5 protein-coding genes are annotated in these 6000 nt (G+C 52.3%); 2 read left to right on the top strand and 3 right to left on the bottom strand.

Annotated elements, in window-relative coordinates:
• Positions 1-94 precede the first annotated feature (94 nt).
• Positions 95-1069 carry a class I SAM-dependent DNA methyltransferase gene (locus tag EPN59_RS09050; protein ID WP_293039375.1) on the bottom strand — a complete coding sequence of 325 codons (975 nt, stop codon included), beginning with the start codon at positions 1067-1069 and terminating at the stop codon, positions 95-97.
• A gap of 417 nt (positions 1070-1486) precedes the next feature.
• Between EPN59_RS09050 and EPN59_RS09045 the strand changes: the two genes are divergently transcribed.
• Positions 1487-2086 (top strand): recombinase family protein, encoded by a 600-nt coding sequence (locus EPN59_RS09045; protein WP_293039372.1) that lies wholly within the window; start codon positions 1487-1489, stop codon positions 2084-2086.
• Positions 2087-2302: 216 nt separating this feature from the next.
• The gene (locus EPN59_RS09040) at positions 2303-3850 is read left to right on the top strand and encodes an endonuclease NucS domain-containing protein (protein ID WP_293039369.1); all 1548 of its coding nucleotides are present in this window, start codon (positions 2303-2305) and stop codon (positions 3848-3850) included.
• Between the two features lie 92 nt (positions 3851-3942).
• Here EPN59_RS09040 and kwaB read toward each other — a convergent pair whose 3' ends face one another.
• Together kwaB and kwaA are read right to left on the bottom strand one after the other, a co-directional pair.
• Entirely contained in the window at positions 3943-4860 is a 918-nt protein-coding gene (gene kwaB / locus EPN59_RS09035) for an anti-phage protein KwaB (protein WP_293039366.1), read from the bottom strand.
• Position 4861: 1 nt separating this feature from the next.
• Complete coding sequence (gene kwaA, locus EPN59_RS09030; RefSeq protein WP_293039363.1) at positions 4862-5440, bottom strand: anti-phage protein KwaA; 579 nt, start codon at positions 5438-5440, stop codon at positions 4862-4864.
• Between the last annotated feature and the right edge of the window lie 560 nt (positions 5441-6000).

Genomic DNA, 6000 nt, shown 5'->3' with positions numbered 1-6000 from the left:
AGCCACGTCGATCACTCCGTTCCCCTGCCCGTTGCCGAGCAGGTCAGTGTTCTACGTGGGTCAATATTCGATGCAAATTACTGCGTAGGGTGGGTCAGGATTCCGTGCAAATCAACACCTTGGCCTTGGTCTTGTTGCGCGGCACGCCGTAGGTGTTGAAGCGCGGGTCTTTTTCGACCGCGTCTAGCGTCACGTCGTCCACGTTGAAAGGCGGATTGGCCATCACGTAGTCAAAGGCACCAAAGGCGTTGAGGGGGTCTTCGTAATAGGTGTTGGCCTGCTTGATGTCGCCGCGCAGGTTGTTTACGGCCAGATTCATCTTGGCCAGCTTGACGGTTTCCAGCGTCTTTTCGGTGCCGCAGACATACACGTCCAGGTCGGCGGCCTTGTCGGCCTGATGCTGGTGGATGAACTCCGCCGACTGGACGAACATGCCGCCAGAGCCGCAGGCAGGGTCGTAGACCTTGCCACCATGAGGCTCGATGATCTCGGTCATCAGCTTGACGACGGAGCGCGGGGTAAAGAACTCACCCCCGCCCTGACCTTCGCTGAGAGCGAAGTTGGCGAGGAAGTATTCGTAAATTTGGCCGAACACGTCGCCCGCAGCATCCACCGGAATATCGGAGAAGAGCTTGAGCAGGTCCTTTGGGATGCCCTTGTTCTTGTCGCTGCGGGTAAAGCGGTCGTATTCCTCCTGGGGCAACACACCCAGTAGCTCGGGTTTGCTCTTTTCGATGCTAGCCATGGCGCGGCGGATGGCCTTGGCGACGTTCTCCTTCTCGGGCAGTTGGAGTAGATAGTCATAGCGGGCGTAGTCCTGCAGGAAGAAGCCACATTTTTCGATGGCGACTTCCTCTAGGCGCTTTTCGCGCCGCGTGCCTTTGAGCTTTTCGTATTCCTGCCGGATGGCCGCCTCGTGCTGGCGGTATTTGTTGTCGGCAAACTTGAGGAAGATCAGGCCCAGCACGGGAGTGCTGTATTCGCTGGCCTTTAGGTCGGAGTTGGCGCGCAGCTTGTCAGCGGCAGCCCAGAGGTCGCGCTCCAGTTTTTTGAGTTGCTCTCTATTCATGGGTAGTCATTGCCTGTAGCTCAGTTTCATTTTCGGCTGAGCGGTAGGAGATGATACACATTTGCTAGCAGCAATCGATGATCCGTTGACGGGATTGGACGAGTTGCAGGAAATGGTACTTTGGTCATTCTCAGAGGGGAGCGGACCTTGGAGTGACAGCTATCTGGCATGCGTGGCTGGCGGCTCCTGGCCGAACTCGGCCTGACGGTGTAAGTCACTCGCCGCAAGCGATCAGGTACTCGGGCGGCGAACGCCGCCCCTCACGATGATGATCGTCGTGGATACGCGTGTGGATCATATGGGTACACCGTAATGAGCTAATGGCTCGGGCGCTGGTGCGTGGATCAATAGGATCAACCGTAAATTTGAGCTATATTACAATTGATCTATATACCCTAATGATCCACAACACAAATCATGCGAAAGCTCTATTACGGTCGGATTTCCACCACGGATGGCCAGTCCTCGGTGAGCCAGTACGACGACGCCAAAGCCCACGGCGTGCAAGATAAGGACGTTTTCATTGACGAGGGAGTGAGCGGCTACCACGTCGCCCCTGACGAGCGGGAACAGTGGCGCAAAGCAGAGCACGATCTGCGCCACGGCGGCGTCCTCATCGTGAGATGGCTCGACCGGATCAGCCGCCGTTATGATGAACTACACCGGACGATGCGCCGGTTGATGGACCTTGGCGTTCGCGTCGAATGCACGCTTAACGGAATGGTGTTTGACGGAAAAGCGAAAGACCCCATCGAAAAAGCGACGAGGGACGCGGTGCTGGCGTTCATGGCCGCACAAGGCGAAGCAGACTACCGGAATCGGGCGGAGATGCAGCGTCGCGGCGTGGCGATCGCGAAGGCGGAAGGGAGATACAAGGGACGGGCTCGGTCCCACGACTACGCAGCCATCAAAGCATGGCGCGCTGAAAGCGGTGCAAGCATACGGGAGACAGCTGAGAAGTTCGGCGTTGGAACTGCGACGGTCAAGCGAGCGTGCGCAGAGGGTGTGCCGTCCTGACCGCACGCCAATCGAGAAAATCAACGTGGCCGGCAATCAACTACCATGTTTGCAGTTGCATACCACTCCCGGGCGAGAGATCGCCTCGCTGCGCTAGCCGATCGGACATTTTCTCCCATGCAAGGCGGCACTTAAGTTGCTCGACCTCCCGCCGTTAATTGATAGAGCAGGACGCCACCTTCTGGCCAATCTGATCACTGCACGGATTTGAATACAATGAATCGACTTGAAGCAAGAATTAGAGACTATCTAGCCAAGAATCTGAATGTCATTGCGCGAGACCTTACCCTTGTTCGGACGGAATTTCCCCTTTCGAACTCTGCAGGAGCAGGTGGCTCAATCGATATCCTTGCTCGGGATTTGGCCGGTCATTACGTTGTGATAGAGATCAAGCGAAGTGATCAAACCGCTCGCGCTGCACTTCATGAGCTAACAAAATATGTTGCATTACTGAAGTCGACACTGGGCGTTAGACCCGATCAGATTCGGGCACTTCTGTTATCTACCGAATGGCATGAGTTAGCGGTCCCGTTCTCAGAGTATCGTCGCATATGTGAAGTCCCGGCTGACGGCTACGAACTTACAGTAGCCTCGGACGGCACTGTTACGAACGCAATACAATTCGAACCTCGCGAGCTAGATCAGCCCCTGAACATAAGCCGGCAACAATTCATATTTTTCTTTGTAAACCGCGACAGCCGTGATTCGGCTATCTCGGGGTTGGCAAGCGCAGCGCACGCCAGTCAATTAAAAGATTTTGCCATTTTCTCATTCAATTACCAAGGCTCGAACAAGCAGGTGATATTCCCGTTCTGTGCCTACTTTGTTTTTTCCTCGCCACTCCTTGGGTTGACATCGGCTGCCGCCGAAAAAATCAAATCTGCCATCCCGTGGGATGAGGAATTGGACGACCTCGAGGAAAATTTCTTGTGCGCCCTTGCCGAGAAACTAGAGATCGAGAACGACGATGCCGAAACGGGATACCCGGAGAAGCTAGAGCTGCTTCTTCAGCAGGGCTGGAACCTAAGTCGCGCACATCGATTCGGACGGTATCAAACTAATGCTCCTCTACTGACCGATGCCCAACTTGTAGTGGAAGCCACGAAAAAAGAGGGTGGTGCAAATCACTATCTTCAGAGAACAGCGTCCCCCAAATATCGCCCAAGCTGGACGAAGTTTGAGGAGGACTCTCAACATGTTCTACTCGGTAATGGGACGTGGACGCTTATCTTTAATCACATTATCCATCACACTCAAGCCCAGTTTCCGCAGGCTACGGTATCGGCACACATTTACAACCCCGCAAATGCAGTGATTAGTCTGGGCAAGCTCTTTGCGACAGGGGAGTTGGAATATTTGCCTGGTTTTCAGCTAGTGGTCACACATGATGAAAGGGTGTCGCTCTATGTTGGTGTTTTATGCTGGGACGGACGCCCGGTAGGTTTGACCGCGGAGCGGTGGATTGAGACCGTATTTGGGTCTATTGATCACTGGATGGTGATGAATCACTTCGGCGAACAGTTTCAACGCGACGATGACGCCTGTGCGCGAGTAGGCTTAAAAAGTGCTGTTATCGAAGTTATAAACCCAGGTTCGGATGCCGAGGCAGCTAATGTGATGTACATACAGAATGATCAAATATCAAGCGCACCGTTAGCCGAGTCACCGTATTTCTCGATTGCAGACTTCTATGAATCAAATCGATCGTTCGGGGTCGATCTTGTTCAAACGCTCGCCTCGTTCAGCCACGGGCTAATAAACTGAGTCCAACAGCGCCCCCAAGCAGCCGCCTGAAGGGCTGCCACGTCGATAATTCTTAACCGACTGGGGACGTATCCATGTCTGAATGCAACTCCCTACATTTTGTTTTTTGCCAATGTTTCATATTCAAAGGCGGTTAGCCCTGAGGTCAAATAATCATCGTTTAGCAACTTGTACAACTTCTTTACGCTGTCGCGTGACGACAGATGAAATTGTCCGTCTACGATCTTGAGGCCAATCTTCTCAACTTTCTGCGTCGCGAAAGCCAAAATTACCGCGGCTTCTAACCGTAGCACGTCGCTTTGTCCTGCGCGTAAAATGTCACGCTTCGGCGCTGCGAAGGCCGCAAGGTATCCTTTTACGTCGTTGACTATTCCGAGAGCTAAGATTGACTGAACAACGGACAGCATGGCGCGCTCGGCGATCTCAGTAAAAGAAAATGCCTTCTCGAATTTTGAAAAATCATTTATGTAGAACTCGTCATCGACAAGTAACACCTCGAAGCCTGGTGTGACCTTAATGATATCTCCGTCAAAAACGGTGAATCGATTTTCGAGCTTATAAAGCAATATTTGATCGCGTTTGACGAGTGAAACAGGATAAAATGTCTTGAAAAAGATAGCGGAGTGTTGTGCGGACGCTATCTTTATCGCAATGGTCCGAATTTCACCGACATTGTTTTCGTCGAATGAGAAAAAGTCGGGCTCAGGCTCGTTTTGCAACGCTTGAAGTTGAGCGAACTCGACGGGCTGCTCTTGTAGATCGTACATCACCAAAGCATCGCTGCGTTGATCCAGTTGAGACAAAGACACAGTCTGCAGCTCGTCACGCGCAAAGAACTCGCGAATTCCAGCCACGTAGTTTGTCAATACCGCCGTTGTGGCTCGATCGTCGAAGTCTGCAAGCTTGTACGTCCTCGCCGCTCCCGTCCCTAGACCAAAATAGAGCTTCATGTTCACTCCATCCGCGAAGATGGCATCCAGATGGTCTTTGAGTTGTTGTTTGGTCTTCATGTCAAATGCGCGTGGCCTTTCGTGCAAAGAAAATCTTCTTGTCAAGACGTAGTATATTGACCGAATCGCCAACCTCAATTTCCTCTCGGGAAATTAAGGTTGCAGCCTTTCCTTGGGCTTTTATATTGAATATCTTGAAGCCTAACAGAGATAGTGTGGGGTTTGCGTAAAATAGATCGGTCTTTATATAGATCGCGCCGAGCAAAAGTAGCGTAATACCCAGGTTTATCATCTGTCTAGGGCTATCCAATCCAAATCCTACTAGGGGGATAACGTAGGTGGCGAGAAAGACAAGATGCTCGGCATTCTTGTCCTCTAGTTCCTCAATTTTGACCGGCCCGTCCTTTGCACCTGAGATGATTCTGACGAAGAATGCGTAGAACATCGCAGAAGCGGCGAGCATGGCGACACAAACTAGGGGAAGAAGATTCTTTAGTGCGAGTTTTGCTAGCTCCGGCCAAGGCAGGAATGAGCAGCCAATGCAGATGCTTACATCGACATCTACCTTGTTGACAAAAACAAGCACGAAAAGCAACCACAGCGACAGAAGGTACATGCCGACTTTGACGAGCCGGCTCATTCGAATCGATGCGACATTCACATAGACCCCGGTGCCCCGCTTGAAAGTCAAGCGTTGGGCGTAGTTTTTCTTACAAGAATTTAACACATCGACACTCTCGGCTCATGCCTGCGTCGATGGGCGGACTCGACAAATGCGAAGGTGGTCACGATTAGCGAAGGAGCAACTCCCCCGAGCGCCGCGTTGTTAGGTTATGCTGGATTCGAGCGAGCGTCCGCAGACGTGCCGGCAATACGGCTAGCATCCACCCGTTGTTGGGGCAGCTATGGGGGCAACTGGAGATAGGTTTTTATAAATATTGTTCTAAAACAATCTTGTACGACGATAGTTCGATAGTCCTCCGCCCACCAACGAATTCCCTTTAAAACCGGTCACTTAGGCCGGTTTTTTCATTTGGGCGTTGCTTACGTCATCGTTTGGTATACGCCCAGCAGGTTGACAGGCAACTGCCAGTGCGATGCCGACGACGGCACTGGACCGTTGTCCGGTCAATCATTCGACACACGCCGATATCGCGACATTTTCCGCACGAGGTGTTTTCCCCACGTTTCCGCACACCG

The sequence above is a fragment of the Paraburkholderia sp. genome (assembly GCF_004298475.1).
GTDB classification, from domain to species: domain Bacteria; phylum Pseudomonadota; class Gammaproteobacteria; order Burkholderiales; family Burkholderiaceae; genus Paraburkholderia; species Paraburkholderia denitrificans.
The sequence above is the reverse complement of the archived record's forward strand: the minus strand, read 5'-3'. Positions and strand labels throughout refer to the sequence as shown.

Excerpts from the sequence above, each read along its gene's own strand:
- EPN59_RS09050 (WP_293039375.1), bottom strand. The coding sequence starts at position 1,069 with ATGAATAGAGAGCAACTCAAAAAACTGGAGCGCGACCTCTGGGCTGCC.
- kwaA (WP_293039363.1), bottom strand. The coding sequence starts at position 5,440 with ATGAGCCGGCTCGTCAAAGTCGGCATGTACCTTCTGTCGCTGTGGTTG.
- EPN59_RS09040 (WP_293039369.1), top strand. The coding sequence starts at position 2,303 with ATGAATCGACTTGAAGCAAGAATTAGAGACTATCTAGCCAAGAATCTG.
- EPN59_RS09045 (WP_293039372.1), top strand. The coding sequence starts at position 1,487 with ATGCGAAAGCTCTATTACGGTCGGATTTCCACCACGGATGGCCAGTCC.
- kwaB (WP_293039366.1), bottom strand. The coding sequence starts at position 4,860 with ATGAAGACCAAACAACAACTCAAAGACCATCTGGATGCCATCTTCGCG.